The 24820-nt window shown below is 69.7% G+C and carries 19 protein-coding genes and 3 pseudogenes; 9 read left to right on the top strand and 13 right to left on the bottom strand.

Annotation, left to right across the window (positions count from 1 at the left end):
* Positions 1-39: 39 nt before the first annotated feature.
* Positions 40-1311 (bottom strand): ABC transporter substrate-binding protein, encoded by a 1272-nt coding sequence (locus tag ACWD12_RS34690; RefSeq protein WP_450102920.1) that lies wholly within the window; start codon positions 1309-1311, stop codon positions 40-42.
* Positions 1312-1578: 267 nt separating this feature from the next.
* Between ACWD12_RS34690 and ACWD12_RS34685 the strand changes: the two genes are divergently transcribed.
* Positions 1579-2229 carry a TetR/AcrR family transcriptional regulator gene (locus tag ACWD12_RS34685; RefSeq protein ID WP_450102919.1) on the top strand — a complete coding sequence of 217 codons (651 nt, stop codon included), beginning with the start codon at positions 1579-1581 and terminating at the stop codon, positions 2227-2229.
* 359 nt (positions 2230-2588) lie between these two features.
* Positions 2589-4022, top strand: a complete 1434-nt coding sequence (locus ACWD12_RS34680; RefSeq protein ID WP_450102918.1) for a GH1 family beta-glucosidase — start codon at positions 2589-2591, stop codon at positions 4020-4022.
* A 492-nt stretch (positions 4023-4514) separates the two neighbouring features.
* Here ACWD12_RS34680 and ACWD12_RS34675 read toward each other — a convergent pair whose 3' ends face one another.
* The 5 genes from ACWD12_RS34675 to ACWD12_RS34655 all read right to left on the bottom strand — a co-directional run bounded on the left by ACWD12_RS34675 (position 4515) and on the right by ACWD12_RS34655 (position 9674).
* Positions 4515-5792, bottom strand: a complete 1278-nt coding sequence (locus ACWD12_RS34675) for an amidohydrolase (protein WP_450102917.1) — start codon at positions 5790-5792, stop codon at positions 4515-4517.
* Positions 5793-6098: 306 nt separating this feature from the next.
* On the bottom strand, positions 6099-6644 hold the full coding sequence (locus ACWD12_RS34670) for an ALF repeat-containing protein (protein ID WP_450102916.1): 546 nt from the start codon (positions 6642-6644) through the stop codon (positions 6099-6101).
* 192 nt (positions 6645-6836) lie between these two features.
* Positions 6837-7310 (bottom strand): pyridoxamine 5'-phosphate oxidase family protein, encoded by a 474-nt coding sequence (locus ACWD12_RS34665; RefSeq protein WP_450102915.1) that lies wholly within the window; start codon positions 7308-7310, stop codon positions 6837-6839.
* A gap of 679 nt (positions 7311-7989) precedes the next feature.
* A complete protein-coding gene (locus tag ACWD12_RS34660) occupies positions 7990-8904 on the bottom strand; it encodes an alpha/beta fold hydrolase (RefSeq protein WP_450102914.1) in 915 nt (304 codons plus the stop codon).
* Positions 8905-8924: 20 nt separating this feature from the next.
* Positions 8925-9674 carry an MFS transporter gene (locus ACWD12_RS34655; RefSeq protein WP_450102913.1) on the bottom strand — a complete coding sequence of 250 codons (750 nt, stop codon included), beginning with the start codon at positions 9672-9674 and terminating at the stop codon, positions 8925-8927.
* Positions 9675-9747: 73 nt separating this feature from the next.
* On the opposite strand from ACWD12_RS34655, the gene ACWD12_RS34650 reads away from it, so the two are divergent.
* Positions 9748-10308, top strand: coding sequence for a CGNR zinc finger domain-containing protein (locus ACWD12_RS34650; protein ID WP_450102912.1), 561 nt, complete (start codon positions 9748-9750; stop codon positions 10306-10308).
* 251 nt (positions 10309-10559) lie between these two features.
* On the opposite strand, the pseudogene ACWD12_RS34645 reads toward ACWD12_RS34650, so the two are convergent.
* Positions 10560-10721, bottom strand: a pseudogene (locus ACWD12_RS34645) (ISL3 family transposase); the annotation flags it as partial.
* Between the two features lie 78 nt (positions 10722-10799).
* Here ACWD12_RS34645 and ACWD12_RS34640 point away from each other — a divergent pair.
* The gene (locus ACWD12_RS34640; RefSeq protein WP_450102911.1) at positions 10800-11375 is read left to right on the top strand and encodes a hypothetical protein; all 576 of its coding nucleotides are present in this window, start codon (positions 10800-10802) and stop codon (positions 11373-11375) included.
* Between the two features lie 29 nt (positions 11376-11404).
* On the opposite strand, the gene ACWD12_RS34635 is transcribed toward ACWD12_RS34640, so the two are convergent.
* Entirely contained in the window at positions 11405-12034 is a 630-nt protein-coding gene (locus ACWD12_RS34635; protein ID WP_450102910.1) for a class I SAM-dependent methyltransferase, read from the bottom strand.
* Between the two features lie 85 nt (positions 12035-12119).
* Here ACWD12_RS34635 and ACWD12_RS34630 point away from each other — a divergent pair.
* Positions 12120-12335: pseudogene (locus ACWD12_RS34630) on the top strand (nuclease-related domain-containing protein); the annotation flags it as partial.
* Positions 12336-13012: 677 nt separating this feature from the next.
* Here the strand turns inward: ACWD12_RS34630 and ACWD12_RS34625 are convergent.
* Positions 13013-13255, bottom strand: coding sequence for a hypothetical protein (locus ACWD12_RS34625; protein WP_450102909.1), 243 nt, complete (start codon positions 13253-13255; stop codon positions 13013-13015).
* 798 nt (positions 13256-14053) lie between these two features.
* On the opposite strand from ACWD12_RS34625, the gene ACWD12_RS34620 reads away from it, so the two are divergent.
* Together ACWD12_RS34620 and ACWD12_RS34615 are read left to right on the top strand one after the other, a co-directional pair.
* Complete coding sequence (locus ACWD12_RS34620) at positions 14054-15634, top strand: hypothetical protein (RefSeq protein ID WP_450102908.1); 1581 nt, start codon at positions 14054-14056, stop codon at positions 15632-15634.
* Positions 15635-15822: 188 nt separating this feature from the next.
* Positions 15823-18429 (top strand): S8 family serine peptidase, encoded by a 2607-nt coding sequence (locus tag ACWD12_RS34615; protein WP_450102907.1) that lies wholly within the window; start codon positions 15823-15825, stop codon positions 18427-18429.
* A 237-nt stretch (positions 18430-18666) separates the two neighbouring features.
* Here the strand turns inward: ACWD12_RS34615 and ACWD12_RS34610 are convergent, their stop codons facing one another.
* Positions 18667-19071, bottom strand: coding sequence for an N-terminal phage integrase SAM-like domain-containing protein (locus ACWD12_RS34610; RefSeq protein WP_450102906.1), 405 nt, complete (start codon positions 19069-19071; stop codon positions 18667-18669).
* Between the two features lie 461 nt (positions 19072-19532).
* Between ACWD12_RS34610 and ACWD12_RS34605 the strand changes: the two genes are divergently transcribed.
* On the top strand, positions 19533-21683 hold the full coding sequence (locus tag ACWD12_RS34605; RefSeq protein ID WP_450102905.1) for an MMPL family transporter: 2151 nt from the start codon (positions 19533-19535) through the stop codon (positions 21681-21683).
* A gap of 174 nt (positions 21684-21857) precedes the next feature.
* Here ACWD12_RS34605 and ACWD12_RS34600 read toward each other — a convergent pair whose 3' ends face one another.
* The 3 genes and pseudogenes from ACWD12_RS34600 to ACWD12_RS34590 form a co-directional block, all read right to left on the bottom strand.
* Complete coding sequence (locus ACWD12_RS34600) at positions 21858-23309, bottom strand: HAMP domain-containing sensor histidine kinase (protein WP_450102904.1); 1452 nt, start codon at positions 23307-23309, stop codon at positions 21858-21860.
* Positions 23306-23998, bottom strand: coding sequence for a response regulator transcription factor (locus tag ACWD12_RS34595; protein WP_450102903.1), 693 nt, complete (start codon positions 23996-23998; stop codon positions 23306-23308). The genes ACWD12_RS34600 and ACWD12_RS34595 overlap by 4 nt, the downstream gene beginning before the upstream one ends.
* 84 nt (positions 23999-24082) lie before the next feature.
* Positions 24083-24231 (bottom strand): annotated as a pseudogene (locus tag ACWD12_RS34590) (transposase); the annotation flags it as partial.
* 194 nt (positions 24232-24425) lie between these two features.
* Here ACWD12_RS34590 and ACWD12_RS34585 point away from each other — a divergent pair.
* Complete coding sequence (locus ACWD12_RS34585) at positions 24426-24548, top strand: hypothetical protein (RefSeq protein ID WP_450102902.1); 123 nt, start codon at positions 24426-24428, stop codon at positions 24546-24548.
* The last annotated feature ends 272 nt before the right edge of the window (positions 24549-24820 follow it).

The raw sequence follows: 24820 nt of genomic DNA, 5'->3' as shown, positions 1-24820 counted from the left end.
CCGCGGCGGCGGCCCTCCCCGAGTGCCCGGACTGACCGATCACTTCAGCGCTTTGAGATCATCGACGAATGTGCCCCACGACTTCTCCGCAGAGTCGCTCTTGTCGACCGAGACACGGTTGATCGCGTTGTTGAACGCCGCCGTGATCGCCGAGTAGTTGGCGCCCTTGAAAGGAAGGGTGGTGATCTTCGACGCGCGGTTGGCAAGGATCTTCCCCACCGGCGCATTGTTGAAGAAGGGATCGGTAACCTTCTGCAACTCCTCGCTGTTCTGGGCCCCGACCTGGCTGGGGAAGTTACCCGACGCCTTGAACGCCTTCAGCTGCTGCTCAGGGGCGGTGAGCCACTCCGCGAGCGCCTGTGCTTCCGCGCGGTGCTTCGACTGCGTCGGCACGGTGAGGTACGACCCGCCACTGTTGACACCGCCGCCGGGGTAGACGTCGGCGATGTCCCATCCCGTGACTCCGGCCGCGTTGCCCTCGATGACGCCGAGCATCCACGAGGGGGCGAGCATGACCGCGAACTTGTTGTTCTGGAACGCGTTCACCCAGTCGTCGCTCCACCGCATCAGGTGAGCCGAGAGGTTGTCGTGCGACATCACCGTGTCGTAGATGTTGCGAAGGTCCTTGTTGTTGCCTGCGATGATGTCGCCGGACTTGGGGTCTTCCCACAGCACCTCGTACTGGTCGCCCCAGCTGGTCGCGATCGAGGCTGATGCGTCGTAGAACGCCGGGCCCGTCTTGGCGGCCATGAACTTCTCGCCGACGGCGAAGAATTCGTCCCATGTCGCGTCGTCGCCCCCGAACAGCTCGGCTACCGCTTCGCGTTCGGTCGGCAGGCCGGCTGCCTTGAACAGGTCGCTGCGGTACGCGATGGACTGCGGGCCGATGTCCGTCGCGTAGCCGAGCAGCTTGCCGTCGTTGGTGGTCGCGAGCTTGGCGGTCCAGTCCTTCCACCGGCCCGCGACCTTGTCAGAGGCAAGGTTCACGAACTTGTCCGGGTGCTGCATGACCTGCGGCATCCAGCTGTTGTCGACGCCGACCACATCGGCGAGCCCCGAGCCCGCACCCAAAGCGGTCTGGAACTGTTCCTTGGCCGCATCGCTCGTGGCGAAGCGGTTGTTCTTGATCGTGATCTCGGGGTGGAGGGTCTCGTACTCCTTCAGGAGGTCGTCGTACCCCCACTCGCTGAACGTCGAGATCGTGAGCGTCGTCTTGCCGTCGCCGCCATCGTCACTGGATCCGCAACCAGCAGCGAGGACGGTCAGCGAGGCCGCTGCCAGCACAGCGATGGCCCTTTGGGTGGATCGCATCTGCACTCCTTTGTCCCACACGGTGTGCCTCGATTCCGCGGCGACAAGGCAGCCGCCCTGGCCGCTGCGCGCTCCCGCGAGATGCACGAACCCCTTGCGCCCGAGGGTCGCGCATGCCGCTGCGCCCCCGGCTGAGGTGTCGTTTCGGATGTCGTGGCGGCGGCCAGTATCACTCAATACAGTTCACCTGACAAGGTTTCGCGGAGTCCTCATCATCACGCCCACGCACAGGCCAGGAGCGGCACCGCGTCGCTGTATGTTGAGGGAATGGCGGAACACACGGGGCCTCGGGGGCCATATCGCAAGGGGCTTCAGCGCCGCCGAGAGATCATCGCCGCTGCGGCCGAGCTCTTTGCCGAATCGGGGTATGAGCATTCGTCGATGCGCGAGCTCGCCAGGCGCATGCGCCTCACGCAAACAGGAGTGCTGCACCACTTTGCCGACAAGGAAGAACTCCTCGTAGAAGTGCTTGGCCTGCGCGACGCGTCCGTCGCCGACTACCTGTCCGAGGTCCACGCCACTGATGTCGCGACCCGGTCGCGGGAGGTCGCGCGCCACTCCGCGGAGCACGAGGGGCTGACGTCCCTGTTCATCATCCTCTCCGCCGAGGCGATCGATCGCGATCACCCAGCGCACGCCTACTTCGTCGAGCATTACCGCGCGGCTCAGACGCAGACGCTCGATCCCGGCCCCGAGGCTTCCGAACACGCCCCCATGGGAGTCAGTCCGGAGGTGATCGCCAGCCTGGGTATCGCCGTGCAGGACGGTCTGCAGCTCCAGCGGCGATACCGGGACGATCTCGATGTCGTCGAGGCTGTCGACGCCTTCTGGCGCCTTGTAGCAGCTGCCCGGGCGCACTGGTCACAGCAGTCGACTTCGGAAGGCCCCGACCGGTGCGACGGCGGCGACTCCGACTAGCGCCGGCGTGGTTGCGGTGGGGGCGACGTCGGGCTCGTCTGGGTTAGCCGCCGGTCCGCGATCCGCAACCGTAGGGGGCTGGGGCGGGGTCGCCCACGCACGCCGGAGTCCTGTAGGGGGCCGCAGGCGTGCTCTCGCGTAGCCCTGAGCGCGCGCAGCTTCTCATGGCGCCGGTCAGGAATGGCGCTCAACCGTGCCTTCAATCAGCAGGCCTCAGACCTCTACCAGCCGTTGTGGTCGGGTGCCAGTCGCAGTGAGCGGGCCTTCCGGGAGTGAGACGCGCAGAGCCCGGTGGGCTCCTGCTCCGATAACTGTTCAGGTGATAGGTTTTGGCGCCACGTCACCAGGGAGGCTGATCCATGTATCGCGACTCGATCGCCGGCGGGCACCTGACGTTCCCGCCCGACTTCATCCTGGGCGCCGCGACCGCCGCTTACCAGATCGAAGGCGGCGCGAACGAGGGCGGCCGGGGCCGTTCCATCTGGGACACCTTCAGCCACACGCCGGGAAAGACCGCCCAAGGCGCGACCGGTGACATAGCCGCAGACCACTATCACCAGGTCGAGACCGATCTCGACCTGATGGATTCCCTGAACCTCGGCGCCTACCGGTTCTCGATCTCCTGGCCGCGCGTGATGCCCACGGGTGAAGGCGAACTCAATCCAGCGGGCCTGGCGTTCTACTCGCAGCTCGTCGACGGCCTGCTCACACGCGGAATCACGCCGATCGTGACGCTCAACCACTGGGATCTCCCGCAGGCACTGGAGGACCGCTACGGCGGCTGGCGGGGACGCGAGACCGCCTTTGCCTTCGAGAAGTACGCGGAGGTCGTGGGCGCCGCCCTCGGAGACCGGGTCGCCATGTGGTCGACGCACAACGAGCCGTGGAACAACTCGTTCGCCGGATACGGCAGCGGGGCCTTCGCACCCGGTCTCAAGAACCACGCAGATGCACTCAAGGCCGCCCACCATCTCAACCTCTCGCACGGGCTCGCAGTGGCAGCGCTGCGGCGAACCGTAAAGCACCCCGATGCACAGATCTCCGTTGTGCTGAACATCTTCCGCATCGAAGCCGAGACCGCGGAGGACGCCGAGGCCGCACGTCGTTTCGATGCCGTAGCCAATCGCGTCTTCACGGGCCCGATGCTCCGCGGGGAATACCCGGCCGACCTCCTCGACGACACCCGTACTTTCACCGACTGGAGCTTCGTGCACCCAGGCGACGTGGAGCTCTGCCATCAACCGATCGACCTGCTCGGGGTCAACTACTACGAGGTCATGCACGTACGCCTGAGGCCGCACTTCGACCCCGCCACCGAAGCCACTGGCGGCACAGCCTTTCCGGGCTCCGAGCGCATCGAGATCGTTCGCCGCCCTGAGCTGGCGCGAACAGCCATGGACTGGGGGATCGAACCCCAAGGGCTGGAAGACCATCTGGTCACCCTCTCAAAGGAGTTCCCCGACTTGCCGATCATGGTCATGGAGAACGGCGCAGCGTTCGCGGACGTGGTCAGCGACTTCAACGGCCAGCGCGTGGTCCTGGATCGCGACCGGACGCAGTTCCTCATCGATCACGCAACGGCGACGCACCGCGCTCGGGAACGCGGCGCGAACGTCATCGGTTACCTCGTGTGGTCGCTGCTCGACAACTTCGAATGGGCCGAGGGGTACGGCCCTCGCTTCGGAATCATCCGCGTCGACTACAACACCCAAGAACGCACCCCGAAGCTGAGCGCGCATTGGCTCTCCGAGCTCTGTGCGACAAAGGTCATTCCGGTCCTCGCTGACCAGTGAGATGACCCGGCGCGTCAGATAGACCCTGCACGCGACGGGCCGTCTAAGAAGCCGCATGACGACGACCGCAGGTTCTTGGCGGCCGGTCTTCAAGTGGGTGATTCGTTGGAGATCCGCGCCCATGTGACGGTTCGAGCCCCAGGGACGTCGCCGCCGAGGCGGGCGTGGGCGCTGTGTCGCCGGCCCCGACGGCGCCGTCGGGCTCTACCCGACCCCCTTACCCTGATGGGCTCAATTTGTGTTCCTCGTACGCCTGGCGGATGCAGTGCGGGACGGCGCTTCACCTTGGCTGGGAGGGCTCTGTGGCTGTTGTCGACGTGGAAATGCACTGGACGATCAGCCGGTTTGTCGCCGGAGAACATCCTTGGGGCTCTGTCCGGACCGTGGTGTGGGGTTGCGCGAGGGGGTGGAGTCCACTTGCTCATGTCATCGCCGACGACCTTCTGGAGGCCTTGTCGCGTCTCGCCCCCGCAGGAAGGACGGTCCCACCGGTCAGCGGGTGTCGAGCCAGGCGAGTGCGGCCACCGTCATGGCCTGGACGCCGATGTCGAGGGTGGGGTTGATGAGCGGGGCGAAGAACGGGGAGTGGTTCGAGGGGATGTCGCGTCCCGCGGTCCCGTTCTTCACGGCCGTCTCGAAGGCAGCCGGGTCGGTGCCGCCGAAGTACCAGTAGCAGATCGGTGCTCCGGAAGCCGTGGCCAAGACGCCGCAGTCCTCGCTGCCGGTGGCAGGCCCGCCGTCGACGACGGCGTCCTCACCGAAATGGGCGCGCAGCGCCCCGGTGGTGCGCTTGACCGCCGCCGGGTCGTTGACCAGCACAGGGAACGTGTCGAGGGGAGTGATCTCCGGGGTGCGTTCGGCGCCGGCGGCTTCGGCTTCCGCATTGACGATGCGGGAAACCGCGCCCAGGACGGTGGCGCGGACCTCGGGGGTGTAGGTGCGGATGTTGAGCTTGAGCTCTGCCTCGTCGGGGATCACGTTGTCCTTGGTCCCGGCGTTGAGCGCCCCGACGGTGACCACGGCAGTGTCGCCGCCGGCGATCTCGCGGGAGACCACGGTCTGCAGGCGCATCACCGTGGCTGCGGCCATGACCACCGGATCGATCGCCGCCTCGGGGCGGGAGCCGTGCGCGCTGCGGCCGAACATCCGCACCCGCAGCGCGTCGGTGGCCGCCATGGCCGCCCCGGGGTGGCAGGCGATCATCCCGGTCGGGACGGGTGCGACGTGCTGGCCCAGGACGACGTCCGGGGGGCCGACCTTGTCGAACAGGCCGTCGTCGACCATGGCCTGGGCGCCGGAGCCGACCTCCTCGGCGGGCTGGAACACCGCCACGATCGTCCCGGACCAGGAGTCTCGTGCCCCGGCCAGCAGGTCCAGGGCGCCGATCAGACAGGCGACGTGCATGTCGTGCCCGCACGCGTGCATCACCGGAACCTCGTCGCCGTCCGGACCGGTCGCGGTCACGGTGCTGGCGTAGTCCAGGCCGGTCTGCTCCTTGACCGGCAGCGCGTCGAAGTCCGCCCGCAACAGCACCCGCGGACCCGCGCCGTTGGCCAGCACGCCCACCACACCGGTACGCCCGACACCGGTGGTCACCTCGAACCCGAGGCCCTCCAGCTCCTCCGCTACCACCCCCGCCGTCCGCGTCTCCGCGAACGATAGCTCCGGGTGCGCGTGCAGGTCCTTGTACAGCGCCTCCAGCCGCGGGTGGATCTCCGCCAGCCTGCCCACAACCCCGGTGGCGGCGCTCGGCCGCATCGTGTCGGTCATGCCATCATCCTCAGCGCACCCCACCACGCCCGCGACTTGAGCGGGCGGTGGAGCCACCGCCCCGGAACCGTCCCGGTGGGGGCATGTTCGGTGACCTCTACAAGGACTTCGAGGGCAATGACCAGCCGTTAGGGCCCGCCCTGCAGAACGAACCGCTGCCCCGCCGGGTCCCGCCCCCGCCCCGGGTGGGACCTGGGTCGCCGCCCCTCGGGGCCGACAACATGACTGGACCTATGTCGTCGAGCCCCCATTCGAAAGCCGAACGAGGGCTCGCGCGTGCTGCGGGGCGGAACAGCTCCCCACGGGTTAGCGCGTGACCAGCTGGTTGGGGGCGACGGGCACGGCCAGGCCGATCGCGGCCGCGAGTCGGGCGTTGCAGGAGCCGACGCCGGCTGTGCCGCGGCGCAGGCGACCAGGACCAGGGCCCGCAGCAGGTCGAGAAGCGGCCCCGGCTTTCGGGCCTGCCGTCCTTAACACTGTCCCTCGACATAGATAGATGTAGATCTTCGAGTGCCGTTGCGTTCGAACGAGGGCCTTCTGCCCGGCTTCGCGGACGCCGCGCCCCGCGCCGTCCATGATCTGGACGACGCGGACGCGGTAGTCGTTGGCCGCGGCTTGATGCTGACCGGTCGTCAGGAAGGTGTGGATCGCCGCGGCGTCGGCGTGCAGGGCCTGCTCGGCCGCGGTGCGGACGGCGGGTGTTTCGGAGTCGGCGGCGAGGCACGTGGCGCGGGCGCGTTCGTCTTCGTCGGCGGCCCAAATCCAAGAAGAACGCCCCGGATTGGTACGAGGAGATCCACGAACGGCGCGAAGGGCGCACTTTTCACGCCGGATCCCCGTCGAGCACGGCATCGCGCACCTGAAGAACTGGCGGTCACTGGCCCGCCACCTCGGCCGCCGCGAACACGTCGGCGACATGATCCGAGCCGTCGCCGGTCTTCTCTCGCATCAGCATTCGGCAGACTTCGCGTCGGCAGCGCAGCGGTGCGCACCAAAGCCCTGTCGCAGGCTTCGACGCGTCACCACCAACCATGCGCGAGCTCGTTAGGCCTCGGCGGGGCGCGGCAGGACGGCCCCGTACATGCGCGAGACGTGGATCCGGATGACCACGCGCTCCTCCTCGACGAACTGCGCGAGCAACTCGGCCTGGCCCTCCGGGTCGTCGGGGCCCTCGAAACCGAGCAGGACCGCCAAGGTCTCCCGGCCCACCGGGTCACCCGGCTCGGTCGACGGCGCCGAGACCTCCGCCTCGCCCTCCGCGACGCCGAAGGACCACACGTCCGGCCCGTTCACGTGCAGGGAGACCAGCGGGTTGTTGCGTACCTGACGGGTCTTCAGCCGGGGGTCGGTCGTGGAGATGCGGATGATCCGCTCCTCGGGCGACCACTGGTACAGCACGGTGGACTGATGCGGATGCCCGGTCTTCCTGACCGTGGCCAAGACGCCGAACTGCTGGGTGCCGAGGAGTTCGGCCACCTCGTCCTCGGTGAGGACCTTCGGCCCTGGGTGCTTCGCCATGATGCCCGCCTCTCTGGTTGATCGCGTCCGCCTCCGGACGTGAGAGAAACTAGCAGATAGTTTCGTTGCGGATCATATTCCGCGGAACATTAGCCGCCCCGCGCATCAGTCGGCGACGTCGAGGACCGCCTCACCGCGCGGGCGTCGTTCGCGCAGACCGCCGCGCAGCGGGCCCGTCGATTGCCGTCGGACGCCACGACGCTCGGCGCGGCATCTGACCGGCCCGGCCAGCCGCGGAGATGCACAGGGACAGCGCTCCGGCGCTGCCTGCGAGGAGGGTACCGAGCGCCGTCCAGCGCGCGTGCCGTTCCGACGCCTGAACCCGCCGTTGCGGACGGGATCGGCTTTTGAGCCGCGACGCTGATGGTCGAGATCGCAACCCCCAGTTGTTGGTCCGCCGCTGCCCCTGGGCACACCCACCACCCCGTTTACGACGGTGCCTCGTGATGCCGCTGATTCGCCACGGGGATTGCCATCACTTCGGCATCCAGCACTCTGGAATCTCATGCTTGTCGACCGCGATGCCCGTCGAAGGCGCGCTCACGTCCACCGGCGGCCCCGCACACCGTGCGCCGGACGGCTCCCCGCCCTGGAGCAGTTGCGTGACAGAACCAAGCTGCAGCCGGGTGCGCCCGGGGGCTTGCCGCTCGTTCCGGTGCCAGGTGCGTGGCACCACCGATCAGGACACGTTGCGTCCGAGGAAGTCGCGGATCAGCGCGGCGATTTCCGGGGTGTGGGTGGCGAGCGCGAAGTGCCCGGCGTCGAGCAGGTGGATCTCCGCGTCGGGCAGGTCACGGGCGAACGCGCGGGCCCCGTCCGGGCCGAAGATCTCGTCGCCCGCGCCCCACGCGACCAGTGTCGGCGGCTGGTGGGTGCGGAAGTACTCCTGGAAGGCCGGGTAGCCGTCCAGGTTGAACTGGTAGTCCCAGAACAGCTGCAGCTGGATCTCCTTGTTGCCGGGCCGGTCCAGGTACGCCTGGTCCAGGACCCAGGCGTCCGGCGCCACCTGGGCCAGGCGGTCCGCCGGGATGCCGTGCGTGTGCTGCCACTTGGTGGCCTCGGCGGTCAGCAGTTCGCGCACGGCAGGCTCGTGCGCCTCGCGGTCCTTGGCGTGCGCGAACAGGATGTCCCAGAACGGGGTGAAGCCCTCCTGGTAGGCGTTGCCGCTCTGGCTGATCAGCGCGGTGACGCGGTTGGGGTGCGCGGCGGCGATTCGCAGGCCGATGGGGGCGCCGTAGTCCTGGATGTAGAGCGCGAACCGGCCCAGGCCGAGGCGGTCGACGAGCCCCAGGGTGACCTCGGTCAGCTTGTCGAAGCTGTAGGGAAAGGCGTCCACGGCCGGCGCGTCCGACTGCCCGAAGCCGATGTGGTCGGGGGCCACCAGATGGTAGGTGTCCGCGAGTTCGACGATGAGGTCGCGGTACATAGCGGAGCTGGACGGGAAGCCGTGCAGGAGGAGCAGCGTGGGGTTCGCCGGGTCGCCGGCCTCGCGGTAGAAGACGTTCAGGCCGTCGATCTCCACGGTCGCGTGGTGGACGGCGCCGTCGGCGGCGGTACGGGCGGGGTTGGCTGCGGGTGTGGTGACGGCGTTCATGGTGATCGTCCCTTTCCGGGTCACGAAGGAGATGCGGGGGTGCGCACAGTGGTACGCGCCGGGCTTACGGAGGTCGGGGTCGGGTTCGGGTTCGCGGCTACGGGCGTGGTGGCGTTTGCGTCTGTGGCCTTGGTGGCCTTGGGAGTTGCGGTCAAGATGGCGGCGAGCAGGCTGAGTCCGACGCCGGTCGCGAAGTAGGCCCGGTAGCCGCCGGTGGCCGCGTGTCCGGCGGCGGCCGCGGCGAGGCCGAGGCCGGCCGCGCCTTGGTGGAGCGTCCAGGCCGGGGCGAGCGTCCGGCCCAAGCGTGCCGGGTCGAGGCCGCGGGTGACGGCCGCCATGGTCAGCGGGATCACCGTGAACGACGCCGCACCGAACAGCATCGCGGCGGCGACGAGCAGCCGCGGGTCGGTGGCCGCAGCGGCGAGCACCAGGGACGCGGCGCGCAGGACGTGCAGTCCGCCGAGCACCACGTACGCCACGACGAACTGCCCGGCGCCGCGGGCCGCGCCGAGCGCCAGGTAGCTCGCCGACAGCAGCAGGAGCGCCGCGACGACCACCCGCTTGGCGCCGTACCGGTCGAGCAGGACGCCGACCAGCGGCTGGGCGGCGCCGGTGGCCGCCGTGGACAGCGCCGCCGCCACCGCGAGGGTGCCGGCCCCGATGCCGTAGTCCTCCGCGACCGGCGCGAAAAACACCCCGGCGGAGAAGTTGAGGCCGAACGACACGGTCATGGCCGCCAGGCCCGCTCCGGTGCTGTCGATGCGTGGCACTGCCGCCACCCTCTCGTTTGTAACGCCTAACTCGATGCCTAGACATTAGATATCGTGAATCTGACCTGTCAACATGTATTCATCGGTTAGATTGGTCGGTGTGGACATCCGGCCGCTGACCGGCGAACCCCTGGCCTTGGACCTGGCCAACACTCGCTGGCCGCTGCACGGCGCCCTGCACGACCACTTGGACGACCCCGTCCTGCTGCGGGCCTGGTTGGCCGAACACGCCTTGGGCGGATACCTCGACACCACGCCCGAGATGGTCCTCGACGCGGTGCGCGACGCGCTCCTCGTCACCCGAGAGGCGATTCGCGCCTCACTGGAGGAAGGGGCGTACCACGGCCTGGACGCGGTCCTCGCACGCGGGACGGTCCGCCTCGGGCTCGGCACGCAGGGTCCGACCGAGCAGGTGGACGTCGACGACCCGGCATGGCGCCCGGCTTGGCACGTGGCGCGCGCCTACCTGGAGTTGATCCGCACCGCGGATCCGGAGCGGATCAGGCGCTGCGCGAACCCACAGTGCACGCTCTGGTTCGCGGACACGTCCAAGAACGGCCGGCGCCGGTGGTGTTCGATGGCCGGGTGCGGTAACCGGGCCAAAGCCCAAGCGCACTACGCCCGGCGAAGGTGACCCCGGACCGACCCGCGCGCACCCGAAGGCAGCCCTGATCGACATCGGGCAGTTCGGCGCCGGATCAGGGTGTGGCGACCGTCGACGTCGACCCCGGCAGCTGCGCCGACACCGAAGCCGCTTTCAAGGCACCGCGAACAGCCAGTCCCGACCTGCGCCGCCGCCGGGGAGCTGCCGGCGGAGCGTCGCCCACGTCGGGACTATAAAACTGACGGCTCTGCCTCACTTTCGGTGGTAGCTCTGCGTGAGTGTTACGGGAGAAGGATGCGGTGGCGGAGGAGGGCGAATCCGGCGCGTCCGTGCATTTGCTGCATGATGCGTTTGGTTCGGGTGTCGACGCCTTCGGTGCGTCCGTTGTGGTGGGGTGTGGTGAGCGCGGCGTCGACTGCCGCGCGGTCGAGTTCGAGGCCGTCGGCGCCCGCCAGGGCAACTCGGCCCGCTCTCGCCACGTCGCGCTTCGCAGCCTGTTCCAGGCGCTGAAACAGGAACAGTTGATCTTCCGGAACCCCACCCGGGGCGTCGTCGTCGGAGGCGTCCAGACCCTTCCGCCAGCCGTTCCCTCCGACGTCCTGGCCGGACTGCTGGACCGCTCGAACAGCGGCGCTGGACGACTCGCGCTGGCCCTGGTCGCCGTCCATGCCCTGACCCCTCACGAGGTCCGGCACCTGCTGACGGCCGACCTCGACCTCTCCAAGGGGCACCTCGTCGTCCGCCGCGGCCTGCGACGCCACACCATCCACCTCGAAGAGTTCACCCAGACCATCGCCATGGAGTGGCTCACCGAACGGCACCGCCGCTGGCCCGGCTGCACGAACCCCTACTTGCTGGTCAGCCAGCACAGCGCGATGCACTCCGAGCAACCGCCGGTCACCAGCACCATGCTCAAGCGGACCTTCCGCGAGCTGGACGCCTCGATGTCCCAGCTCCGGCAGGACCGCATCCTCCACGAAGCCCGCAAGTGTGCCGACCCTCTCCGTCTCATGCGGCTGTTCGGCATCAGCGACACCACCGCCATGCGCTACATCTCCGCCGCCCACCCCGAGAAGACCGCCAAACCCCCTCGTTGATCGCGCCGTCCCGGGCAACGGGGCATGCTCTACGGGCGGCGGGCCAGCAAGTGGGCGTCGAGGAAGCCCCGTTCGGAGGCCGGGTCGTGGAGCAACCGAGCCACCGTGACGAGTCCGGCCCTGGCCAGCAACTCGGCAAACTGCTCCGTCGGCCAGCTATAGGCGGGCACGACCTTGTGGTCGAAGCGGACCGGCTCCGGTCCCTCGGTCCCGAAGAAGGACACCAGGAGCAGGCCCCCTGGTGCCAGGACACGCACCTGCTCGGCGAGCAGCGCGGGCAATTCCTCAGGCGGGGTATGGATCATCGAGTAGTGGGCCAGCACTCCGCCGAGCGCGCCGTCCTCGACCGGCAGGGCCTCCATTCGTGCTTCGTCGAACCGCAGCGCCGGCTGGGCCCGCCGGGCGTGGGCGACCATGGCCGGGGAGAGGTCGAGCCCGAAGGCGTCCAGCCCCAAGTCGTGCAGCATGGCCGTCAGATGACCGGGCCCGCACCCGACGTCGGCTACCCGCAGGTTCCCCGTCCCGCGCACGAGCTCGGCGAAGGTGCCGATCATGTTCCGCGCGAACGGCTGCGTCTCCAACCGATTAGCGAACATCGACGCATACAGCTCGACGACCCCGTCATAGGCCGCCCTGGTCTCCTCCTGGTGTTCCAACACGGGAAGGGAAACTACACCCGCACCGTTCGCAGCGGTTCTCCGGCCCCATACCGACCCTTCCCCTCCGGACTGAGCGTCCCGTCACCTGATCACGGGACAACCCGCACAGGGGTCGGCTCCCAACAGGCGATCCCCATGCAGGTTCCAGCCTCAGCACGTCCAGGAATCCGCGAACCCGCGCGCTTCTCCCGGCTCCCGCGCCAACCTCGACCACATCCTCGCCGGGCCCGGCGGGGTGATCTACCTGGACACCAAGCACTGGACCGCCCGCACCGTCGAGGTCCGCCGCGGCGCGCTCTGGTACGGCGGCGACAAGACCGCCGCCATGCGCACCGTGCTGTGGGAGGCCGGCCACGTCGCCCGCGCCCTCGGCGTCCCGGTCCGCGCCGCCGTGTCCTTCCACGGCCAATCCCAACACCACCGTGTGGGACAAGGTCACCACCGCCGACGGGAAGACCGGGTTCGCCTCCGACGGATGGGTGCTGACCTCTGCCCAGGCCGACCAACTGGTACCCGCCTGCTGAACCGTCGCCCGTGACACGAGCCGGGCCCGGCTCGTTGAACACCGCACCACCCCGAACGCCCCACCGCAGCCCCCGTGTTGACGGATGGGACGTGTCACAGCCCCCGGCCGGCACCACCGCGTCGAAGGCGACATCCGGTGGCCGCACGGCGACATCACCGCCGCACCCGCCGCCTACGCAGCCGGACGCGACCAGTTGATTTTCAATGATCACCGCCGACGTCACAGTGTTTCTTTGGCGGCAGTACCCGGCGCCGCTCCCACCACCCGGGCGGGTGTTGCCTGCAAGCCCGGCTCAGAAGCCGTGCAGGGTGTCGGTGTTCCACCCGCCGACGCGTCCGGGTCGAAGATCTACGCGCCGACTTTGGCGGCATCCACTGAGCGCCCGCCGGCGGACACCCCTGCACGAGACCGCGCACGTGAGGCCCCGCCATCGGGGCGGAGCCTCACCCGTCCTACACCACGGCTACGAGCATCGTGATCAGTGCGGCGATGCCGAGGACCACCAGACCGCCCACCACTTGGACGGCGACGTCGCGTGCGAACGTCGGCAGCCAACGCGTCCCCCGACGCGCAGGCCCGCGGCCGCCCGGGCAGTTGTCCGTCTCCGCGCCGTCGCCCGCTCCGCGCGGACTGGGCAGGGCCGACGTGCCCGCGTCCTCGGGCTCCTCGCACGGGGTGCGACCTGTCAACGGCATGGGGCGTTCCGCGGCGCGACCTGCCTCGCTCGGTGTGCGAGGTGTCAATCGCGGTTCCAGGTCGGGAACTGCGTCGTGGGTAGTACGGTGCATGCCTGACTCCCCCTCTGTTGGGGTCGGGCCTGTCAGGGCCGCCCGTACTCGCCAAAGTTGCCGGGGCGGCCCTGTTCTTGTCTGTGCTGTTGTCGCGCCGGCAGCGACGCCGCGTGTTCGCTCGGCGACGCTCGGCGCCGTGCCGGATTCAACGCCCGCGGCGCCGATCCGTGCCGAGGGGAATCCCTCACGTACGGGTGCTTTCCGCGTGGCACGCGCGATCGGATGATCGGATGGATCGCGAGCGTGGGAAACCAGTCGGTCGTGTGACCGTCGGCATCGGGAGGGCTGAGTACTGGGCAGGCGCGCATGGACGAGCACAGCGACCGCCGGGATCGTCATCGCCGGTCTGCTTATCGCATGGTTCGTCGTCCGAGAGGACTCCGCATCCGACGGCGCGGCGAACGGAAGGCCGGGCCCGGTACCCCAGCAGGGCCCGCGCCTCGCCGGAATCGACCCCGGCGCACCCATCGTCGGCCTACAGCTCACCTCCGACAACCGGCGGGCGCCGCTGCCGGGCATGTACGACTGGTCCAAGGCCGGCTTCCGCTCCGGCGCGCCGCTGCCCGGCGACGGCGCCATCCGTTCCGAGGGGCAGTGCCGCATCACCCCGGACGTGCTCTCGGGCCAGTTCGGCGTCAAGGCAAACGACGGCAAGGACGATACCGACGGCATCCAGAAGGCGGTCGACCAGATCAAGTCCGCGTGCTCTCCGTCAGGTTCGTACGACAAGGACTGCCCGCCGGGCAACTGGACATCACGCACGAGATCCACCTCGACGCCGACTACCTCATCGTGCGCGGCGCCGGCGCCGACCCCGCCAACGGCACTCGGCTGGTGTACACGCCGGACGCCGACACCCGCTACGACACCGTCACCAAGGACGGCACCCGCTGGGACCAGGACAAGATGGAGTACGAGGGCGGCTCCGGCGGCTGGCTGTGGCCCGGCCGCGGTCTCTTCCGCGTCCAGTCCCGGGCCGTGCATCCCGACTACGCCAAGGACCACGACTCGGCCCCGGACAACCGCAAGGACCTGTACGAGGGCACTGTCAATGTGCACTGGAAGGCCGGCGTCGAACTGCGCGAGAAGCCGGGTGACGCGGGGTTCGCCGCGCGCGCCGGAGACACCGTCGTACCGCTCGCCCGGAACGTCGAGCTCGACAACCTCAAGGTCGGCACCCTGGTCAACGTCCGGGCGGCCAACTCCCGCAAGTTCTACGAGTCGATGAACGCGGCGGGCACCGGCGGCAAGGACTCCGGCATGGAGAACCTGCACATGCGGCAGCAGATCTTCACCGTCACCGCCATCGACGCGGGGGCCAGGACCGTCACCCTCGACAAGCCGCTGGAGTACGACGTCCCGGTCGACTCCGTCTCGGACGGCTCGGCGCCGATCCGCAACAAGCCCTACCCGTCCAAGGTCGCGCCGCTGGTCGACCCCGTGCTCGGCGTCGGCATCGAGGCGTTGTCCATCACCCAGACCGAGGAGAAGCTCGACGCCGCCGCGTCGGTGGACAACTACGGGAACATGGACCCCGCGTCCGCGATGCACGGCATCGTCCTCAAGTGGGCCGCCGACTCGTGGGTGAAGGGCGTCTCGATGCAGATGACCGGGTCGCACCCGATCGTGACCGAAGAGGCGTCGCACTTGTCGATCGTCGACAACACCCTCAACGGGTCCTGGAACAAGGGCAAGGGCGGCAACGGGTACCTGCGCGGCTCGCGCGTGTGGGATTCGCTGTACGCCGGCAACAAGGCCGTCAACTTGCGGCACTTCACCTTCCAGTGGTCCGCGTCCGGCAACGTCGTGATCGGTAACAGCTTCGACTCCGACCTCAACCTGCACGGCGGTTGGGAACGCCACAACCTGTTCGAGCTCAACAAGGTCGTCGTGGGCGCCGGGCACCGACCGGACAGCTGCCAGGCCAATTGCGGCGACGAGGGCGGCTCCGACCCGGACGGCGCCGACTGGTACCCGATCTGGTGGGCGGCGGGCCCCAAGGCGGTCAAGTGGTCGGGGGCGTCCGGTCCCGACAATGTCTTCTTCCACAACGAGATGAGCAAGCAGGCCACCGAGGACGGGCCGTACCAGCCGTACTACGCCGACCCGAAGCGGATCTACCGGTTCGGCTGGGACGGCACGGCGTACCGGCCGCTCTCCGTGGACGGCACCCCGATCGCCGACTGGGCGGGAAACGAGACAAAGGACTTCACCAACGGGCAAGGCATCGACGCCTCGAAGACCTTCGACGGCCCGTCGATCTTCCTGAAAACCGTCCCCTAACAGATCGGCGGGCGAAGTGTGGGCCGGCCGCCGGATTCGGCGGTCATCGGCCGTCCTGCGCGCAGCCAACTCGTTGCTCGACCTGGTCGCCGGGTCATCGCGCTATCGTCGGCGGTCGTGACTCAGCCTGCCGAGGATGACACCGCGACCGGACCACGTACTGCGTCGACTCCACGAGGCGGCGGCTGATGAGCACGCCGCCGCCCCCGAGCCACCCGCCGAACCAGCCGCCGCGCCCGCCGGGACCGCCGACCGTCCCGGGGTACCCGCCCGGCGGGGGAGGAGCCCGGCCGCCCGCGCCGCGTCGGCGGCGCGTGTTCCCGCTGATCGCGGTGGGCGTGGTCCTCGCGCTGGTCGCGGCGGTGCTGGTGGTCGTGCTGCGGGACGACGACGGCCCGGCCGGGCGGATCCGGCCCGCGGACGTGCTCGACGACCGGCAGTTGGCGTTGATCCGTCAGGCTGTGCCCGACCCGAAATGCGACCGGCCCGACCCCGTGCCTCGCCCGGACGACCCGTCGCTCAGGGCCCTCGACGTCATGCGGGTGGACGGCACTTGCCTGTCCATGACGACCGAGTACCTGCCCGCCGACCAGGTGCAGGCACGCCGCGACGCGCTGTCGCGGGACCCGGCCGTCGTGGAATCGGCAGTCGCCCCGCCCATGTCGCCGGACACCCTGCCAATCTCGCCGGACGCGGTGGACCTGCCCGCCCTGGAGGACCGCCGCGACAACCAATGGGCACTGGACGTCCTCGGGGTTCCGCAGGGGTCGACGGACCTGCCGTGGCCGGACGGCACCGGCGTGGTCGTCGCGGTCGTCGACTCCGGGGTCGACGAGACACATCCCGACCTGGCGGCGGCGGTGGTCGGACGCCGCCACTTCGCGGGCGAAGGAGCGCATGACCCTGACGGGCACGGCACGCACGTGGCCGGCATCATCGGCGCCCGCAATGGCAACGGCGGCATCACCGGTGTCGCGCCAGGCGTGTCGATCCTGGACGTGCCCGTCGCGCTGAAGGGCATCAACCCTTCGGGGCCCTCCTCGTGGGTCGGCGTGGTGTGGGCGGTCAACCACGGTGCCGATGTGGTGAACATGTCGTTCGGGGCCGCGTACAAGTCCTACGACACACCCGAGTACCGCGGCGCCATCACGCTCTGGGCGGCCACGGTCCAGTACGCCCGGGCCGCGCAGGTGGTCCTGGTCTCCTCCGGGGGCAACTGCGGCGGCCGGTTCGCCGGGAACCCGCTCGACAAGGACTGCGTCGACCGCAATCAGCGGCAGGTCCCGCAGACTTTCGACGGGGTCGTCAACGTCGGGGCGGTCGATCGCAATCGCGAGGTCACGTCGTACTCGACCAAGCGCGACGAGATCGACCTGGTCGCACCCGGCGGCGACAACGGCGGGCCGCCCGTCGGTCCTTGGACCGTCGACATGGTGGAGTCCGACGCGCCCGGCGGCGACTTCGCGCGGATCCAAGGGACGTCGCAGGCGGCGCCGCACGTGGCCGCCGCGGCGGCGATCGCGCGTTTCGTCCGCCCCGACGCGAGTGCCGACGAAATCATCGCGGCACTGAGGGACTCCGCGGACATGAAGAAGCTCTACGTACTCAACCGCGACAAGAAAGGAAGCGGACGCGGCTTGCTGAACATCCCCGGCATGCTCGACCGCATGCGAGCCGGCCCACCGGCCCCCTCGCCAGGCACCCCCACGGGCCCGTCGCCGACGCCCGGTCCCGCGGACCTCGCGGCACGCACCCAGGCCGCGTACGTCACCGACGGCACCTTGTACGTCTACGACGGCAAGACGTCGAACCCGGTGCGCCGCGTGGACCCGCAGGCCCCCGTGCGCTGGCTCACCTGGTCCGCCGACCACACCCTGCTGGTCGGCGCCGACCGCAGCACCCTGTTCTCATGGGCCGGCCCCGGCACCCAGGTGGTCGAGAAACCGTGCGACTGGTGCGACGACCCCAACAGCCGGCCGGCGCTCGTCGACAACGCCGCCGTCACCGACCCGTCCGGCGGCGCGGCCACCGGGGACCTGGTCGTGCGGGTGTCGTACGACGGCACCCTGACCCGGTTCAACGCGCACACCCTCGACGAGATCGGCTCGTCGCCCGTGGTGTTCCCCCATGACCAGGTCGGCAACATCACCCTGCACGGCAGCGTCGGCGGCAAGTTGTTCGTGCACACGTCCGGCGGCGCGCACTCGTTGGACACGATGTGGCTTGTCGACCCCATGTCGGGCCAGGCGGGCCCGTCGCACGAGGTCTTCGGGTCGGTACTCGGCGACGTCGGGATGCCCGGCATCGGGGACTCCGGCGACATCGCGGTCTCCGCCGACGGCACCAAGGTGGCCTTGGCGACCGGCTACTCCAGCTGCGGGTCGCCCGAAGGCATCCACGTCCTCGCGGGCGCGGACCTGAAGGAGATCTCCCAGACGAAGGCGCCGCCCGGGCTCCAGGTCGACGAGCTGTTCTTCAACGGCGGCAGCCTGTTCGGCACCATGTCGACGTACCTGATCGCTTCGGGGCAGCCCTGCAAACGGCTCGCCCCGGCCGGCCTGTGGCAACTCAACGGCACCTCCTGGCAGCGGCTCGACCAGAAGATGACCACCGGCCGCCCGCTGGAAGGGCGCACCGGCACCACCGACCACGGCTGGCTCACCGTCCGCGACGGTAAGGCCGCCCTCGAACCCGCCACGCCGACCGACCTCGCCCAAGGCGACCTCGGCCCCGTGGCCGGCCGAGTGTGGGCCACCCCGACACGGACGGAGGTACCCATCCCTCCACCGCGGTGAAGACCTGGCACGGTGCGCCGCATCGCTTCATGTTCGACGGGATCGCCCTGTACACCACCAATTTCGACCACCTCCCTGAGCGGTGAATTGGCAGCGCCGGTGGGCGGCGGGGTGGCCGCGGCCTGCCGCGCGCAGCAGTTCCGCCGTCCCGCATCGACCGGGCCGACGCGAGCGTGGGCAGCGCGGCCGGGAAGCGTGTGTGATGGCCGACCCGAACAAGCGCGAAATCAAGGCCCGTCAACAGGCGACGGGCGAGGGGTACATGGAGGCACGCCGCCGGATGAGCGACGCGGGCGACGACGCCCTCACCACTCCCGGGCCGCAGCCTGTCCTGGTCGAATACTCGGCCACCAGAAGCGCGAGGATCTGTCGGTCTCCGAGGTCGTCCAGGCGCAGGGTGCCGAGGGCGGGGATGAGGTCGTTGTTGACGTAGTCGCGGTAGCGGGCGTACGTCGTGGGTTTGAGCGTGAGTTGCTTCTCCGCGAGCCAGGCTTCGAGGTATTCGGGGAGGGTCCGGTTCGGATCCGCGTCGAACCCGCCGGCCTCACCGTCGATGAGCCGTCGAAGCGCTGCGCGGGCGGCGGGCTCGTCGGCGAAGCCTTCGGCAGACGTTGGTGCGATGTCCTCGCGGTGCGGGGACATCGACGGCGAACACCCATGTCCCGTGGCCGGGGCCGGTGGCGAGCCTGGGGCAGTGTGCGCCGAGCTGGTGTCGCTCGGAATTACGGCAGCCGCAGCGGCGGTAGACGCGTCCGCGGTTGGTGGAGGAGCCCATGGTGATCGCCTCCGGTCGTGCACGGTCCCCGGGCACTTCCAGTGTCCGACCACCGCGACCACCGCGTCGAGAGGACCAAGACCGGGCGCCCGTCGAGTACTTCTGACAGGGATGTGCGGCGTGGTGATCTCCACTGGGTATCCGAGGTGTCCGACGGATAGCGGCGCGGAGATTCACCGCGACGCACCCGCCCATAGGACGTCGATGATCAACGTCGCCATCTCCGACGGACGCCGGTTGCTTCACAGGCTCTAACGGTTGCCTCAGGTTCGCTCGTTAGGAAGTAGGCCTCAGATAAGCGATGCAACTCGTATGTAGGAGGCTGGTGATGGCAGTCAACGCAGCGCCGTCCGAGGGAGCGCCGGCCGGTCGGTTGGCAGGCCGGTGGGTGCCGTGGTTGGTGATTGGCTTGTGGGTGGTGCTGACGGCGTTCATGGTGCCGCTCAGCGGAAAGTTGAGTTCGGTCACCACCGACAGCGCCGCGGACACCCTGCCGGCCAGCGCCGAGTCCACCAAGGTCGCGGTACTGGAGGACAGTCTCCCCGGCGGTGACGACAACACGTTCGTCTTCGTGTACCACCGCGCCGGCGGCATGACCGACGCCGACCGCGCGACGGTGGAGCGCCACTACAACGCCCTTGCCAAGCGGTACCCGCCGAAGGTGGCGGCCCCGGGGGGCGGCGACGACGAGGGCCCACCGACGCGGCCCTCCACCGACGGCAAGGCGATGATGTTCACCCTTGAGGTCAGCACGGCCTACGGCGCGCCGGAGGCCGTCGTCGGCCCATTGCGTGACGCCGCGAAGGACCGCCCCGCGGGCCTGGAACTCGACGTGACCGGCCCGGCCGCGGTCGACGGCGACATGGACGCCGTCTTCGACGGCATCGACGTGCAGGTCTTGCTCACCACCGTCGTCGTCGTCACGCTCCTGCTCATCCTCACCTACCGCAGCCCGGTGTTGTGGTTGATCCCGCTGGTGGCCGTGGGCGCGGCCGCACTGACCGCGATGGCGACCGTCTACCTGCTCGTCAAGGGCTTCGGCATCGTGGTCAACGACCAGAACTCGGCGCTGCTGACGATCCTGGTGTTCGGCGTCGGCACGGACTACGCGCTGTTGCTCATCGCTCGGTATCGGGAGACGCTGCACCACCACGAGAACGTCCGGGTCGCGATGGTCCACGCGCTGCGCGGCGCGGCACCGGCCATCGTCGCGTCCGCGGCCACCGTGATCGCCGGCCTGCTCTGCCTGCTCGTCGCCGACCTGAACAGCACCAGCGGGTTGGGCCCGATCGGCGCGGCCGGCATCCTGTGCGCACTGGTGGCCATGCTGACGCTGTTCCCGGCGGTGCTTGTGGTGCTCGGCAGGCGGATCTTCTGGCCGGCCATCCCGCGGTTCAGCACGGCCATGGAGGAGAAGCCGGGGCTGTGGGGACGGCTTGGCGCCGCCATCAGCCGCCGCCGGTGGGTGGCGACGCTCGGCTCGCTCGGAGTCCTCGGCGTGCTCGCCATGGGGCTGGCGGGCAACACCGGCGCCCTGCGGGAGCAGGACCAGTTCCTGTCCGCGCCGGAGTCGGTCACCGGCTTCACCGTTCTCCGCCAGCACTTCCCGGAGCTCGGCGGTCAACCGATGACGATCCTCACGCGGCCGGCGTACCAGGAGCGGGTGCTCGACATCGTCAAAGGCACGCGCGGTGTGGCCCTGGCCATCCCGGGTGAGGGCGGCGGTGGCTGGGCCGACATCTCCGTGTTCCCGACGGACGCGCCGGACACCGTCGCCGAGTACGAAACGATCAAGCGGGTGCGCACCGCCGTGCACTCGGTGAGCGGGGCGGAGGCGATCGTCGGCGGGCCGAGCGCGGAGAATCTCGACACCGAGGTGACCACCGGACGCGACGAGAAGCTCGTGATCCCGCTGGTGCTCGCCGTCGTCCTGATCGTCCTCGGGCTGCTGCTCCGAGCGATCGTGGCCCCGCTGGTCCTGATGGCCACGGTGGTCGTCTCATTCGCCGCGGCCTTCGGCGGCAGCGTGTTCGTCTTCGACACGATCCTCGGGTTCAAGGGCGTCGACTCTTCGGTGCCGCTGCTGGCATTCCTCTTCCTGGTGGCGCTCGGCGTCGACTACAACATCTTCCTGGCCAGCCGGGCCCGGGAGGAGACCGTGCGCCTCGGCACGAGAGAGGGCATGCTCAAGGCCCTCTCCGCCACCGGTGGCGTCATCACCTCGGCAGGCATAGTCCTGGCGGCGACGTTCGCGGTCCTCACCACACTGCCGCTGGTGATGCTGATCGAGGTGGGGTTCCTGGTTGCCTTCGGCGTGCTGCTCGACGCCCTGCTGGTGCGGTCGGTCCTGGTGCCCGCCCTCACCCTGCTGATCGACCGGCGGATCTGGTGGCCCAGCGGGCTGTCGCGTTCAGCGGCGGAGCTCCCGGACAGTCACCAGTCGCTCGCCGACGGCGAGGAACCCGCGCTGCAACCGTGAGCGCGGCGGGACAGAAGAGATCCGGGACGGGCCCCAGGCCCGTCCCGGATCTTTTCATGGGCCCGACGGTCGCCGCCCTTTGGTCTTGCGCCACGCGCCGGGGCCGGGGTCGGCGCATGGAGGTGTCCTGCCCGGTGGTGGGCCGCTTGTTCTGCGCCGTGCGGCCGGGGCGGGTCAGCGCGCCGCGGTGTCCTCCCCGGCGGTGAGCCGCGCGATCGGGGCGGGCGGGGCCGCGGCCGGAAGTTCGACCCGAAGCAGTGCGCCACCGCGTGCGGAGCGGGCGACGGTGGCCCGGCCGCCGTGGGCGTCGACGACCCGCTGCACGATCGACAGCCCCAGACCGGATCCCGGCAACGCCCGGGCGCTGTCGGCACGGTAGAACCGGTCGAACACCCGTGGTACGTCGGCGGCGTCGATGCCCGGCCCGGCGTCGTCGACCTCGAGCACCGCCGACGCGCCCTCGGCACGGAGCCGGACCTGGACCGGCTGGTCCGCGGGGGACCACTTGCCGGCGTTGTCGATGAGATTGAGCACCGCCCGCTGGAGCGCAGCGGGACGCCCGTTCACCCACACGGAGGTCACGTCGAGCGCGACCTCGATGTCGGGCACCCGGGAACGCGCCCGGGCCGCGGCGGCCGCCACCACGTCGGCGAGGTCGAGCAGTTCGGTGTTCTCGTCGCTGACGTCACCGCGCGCCAGGTCGGTCAGCTCGGCGGCAAGGGTGCTCAACTCGGCCACCTGGGCGCCGAGATCGTTGAGCAGCCGGGCCCGGCTCTCCGCCGGCAGTGCGCTGTCCAGGGTGCCGCGCCGATCGAGCCGGATCAGCAACTCGACGTTGAGGCGCAGGCTGGTGAGCGGTGTCTTGAGCTCGTGCGCGGCGTCCTCGGCGAGCAGCCGCTGGGCCCGCCGGGAGTCCCGGAGCGCGGCGAGCATGTCGTTGATCGACCGGATCAGCCGCCGGATCTCCCCACCGCCCTCATCCGGGATGTCGGCGTCGAGATCCCGGGTGCGCGCGACACGTACCGCGGCGGCGGTCAGCCGGTCGATCGGTGCCAGCCCGGTCCGCGCCACGGCCCGCCCGACAAGGGCACCGCCGACCACGCAGAGCAGCCCGACCAGCAACATGCCCAACCCGAACCGGTTGATCGGACTGTCGTCGGCAACGCGGGCCACCTGGACCGCGCCGTCGCCCGCCCGCAGCGTGTAGATGCGGTAACCGTCCTCGTCGCTGTCTTTCGACTCCATCAGGTCGGCCGACGCGCCCTGCGCCACACGCCCGGCGCGCTCGCTGACGGGGGGCAGCGCGGGTTGGCCGTCCGGCGTCCGGGTCGAGCCGTCGGGCAGGATGACCCGCACCAGCCGACCGAATTCGGGATACGGCGGTAGCGGGACCTGCGCCAGACCGGCGCGCTGCGCGTTCGTCGCCAGGACGCGGGCGTCGGCGCGTAGCTGATTCTCGGCGGTGTCCTGCAACTCCCGGTCCAGTAGCTCGCTGGCCAGCTGGAAGGCCACGAACACGCTGACCGCGATGGCCGTCGCCGCGATCACCGTCAGCCTGGCCCGCAGGGACCGCCGGCGCCACCATCGGGTCAGCCGGCGCGGTTCCCGGTTGGCGGGCCTGCTCACGGAGGAGTCTCCCGCAACGTGTATCCCAGGCCGCGCAGCGTGTAGATCAATCGCGGCTCCCCCTCGGCCTCCATCTTGCGGCGCAGGTAACTCACGTACACCTGGAGGTTGTTGGCGGTGGCGCTCATGTCGAAGCCCCAGACCGCCTCGAACAGCGCGTCGCGGGTCAAGACCCGGGTCGCGTTGCGCAGGAGGACGTCCAGGAGGGAGAACTCGGTCCGGGTCAGGCGCAGCGGCCGCCCGCCCCGCCACGCCTCGAACCGGTCGGGATCGAGCCGGACGTCCGCGAACGACAGGATCTGCGGCTCCCCGTCGGTCGGTGTGCGCCGGCGCAGCAGGGCGCGTACCCGGGCCAGCAACTCCTCGGTGGCGAACGGCTTGGGCAGGTAGTCGTCGGCGCCCGCGTCCAGCCCCGCGACCCGGTCGGAGACCTGGTCGCGGGCGGTCAGCATCAGCACCGGCAGATCCCGACCCGCGGCCCGCAATCGCCGGCAGGTCTCCAGCCCGCCGAGGCGGGGCATCATCACGTCGAGGATCAGCAGATCCAGTGTGTCACCGCCGTCACCGCCGACCGCGTCGAGCACGGCGAGACCGTTGGCGACGATGCTGGTGTCGTAGCCCTCGACCTGGAGCACCCGCTCCAGCGACTCACGGATGGCCGCTTCGTCATCCGCGATCATGATCCGCACGCCGGCCGCCCCCTTTCAGTCGATGCCTTTTGCGCTCAGTGTCCCCGATCAACCTGAGGCCAGGATTAGCGCGTCGCTGGGACCACGCTCGACGCGGCGCCGACGCTGCAGCAGGCTCGGGAAGAAGCTCCTGCCCGCAGTTTCGGAATCGCGAGCTCCAGATCACCGGCCTGCGTGGTCACGTCCTTGTCCCGGTGGCCGTTGCCATAGGCGGCCCTGGACTCGGTGTGCTCGCCCCAGTCTTCACGTGGACGTGAGGCGTGGCAGGCAACCGGGGGCCACCGTGTTGATGTCCTGGTTGTCCTAGGGGTGTTCTGGCGGGCGACCGGCGACCGGCGACCGGCGAGCAGCGGTGGCGCGTGCTGCGTCCCCATCACTGCCATGACCGGAGCACCGGGACACGCTGAACGACTTGTATCGGCGGGGGATGGTGCTGGTGGAGTCGAGACTGCCGTCGGGGCACCAGTTGTGGGTGCTGACCGTGCGCGTTCGTGCCGAGGTCAAGGCGATTCTGCCGGCGGGCGTGCGGATGTCGGCGCTGCGTGATTGAGGGCGGTGCCGTGGTCGGGACCGCGTTGGCGAGGCGGATCACGGGCTGCCGAGTCAAAAGCTTGGTTATGGGCCTCGCGCTGATCCGCGGGGTGGTCCTGCTGCTGAAGGGCTTCATGAAGGGTTGACCCGCATGCCTCCCCAGCCCCGGCTGGGGAGGCATGCAGCAGCGCCCGGATGAGGACCGGTTTACTGTCCCCGTATCCAAGGATTGTGAACGAGGGCGGCTGCCGTGACCCACGGATTGTCGTCCGGCTCGGGGCGGTTACTGCG

The sequence above is a fragment of the Streptodolium elevatio genome (assembly GCF_053592165.1).
Note: the sequence above shows the minus strand (reverse complement) of the source record. Positions and strands in the feature narration are given on the sequence as shown.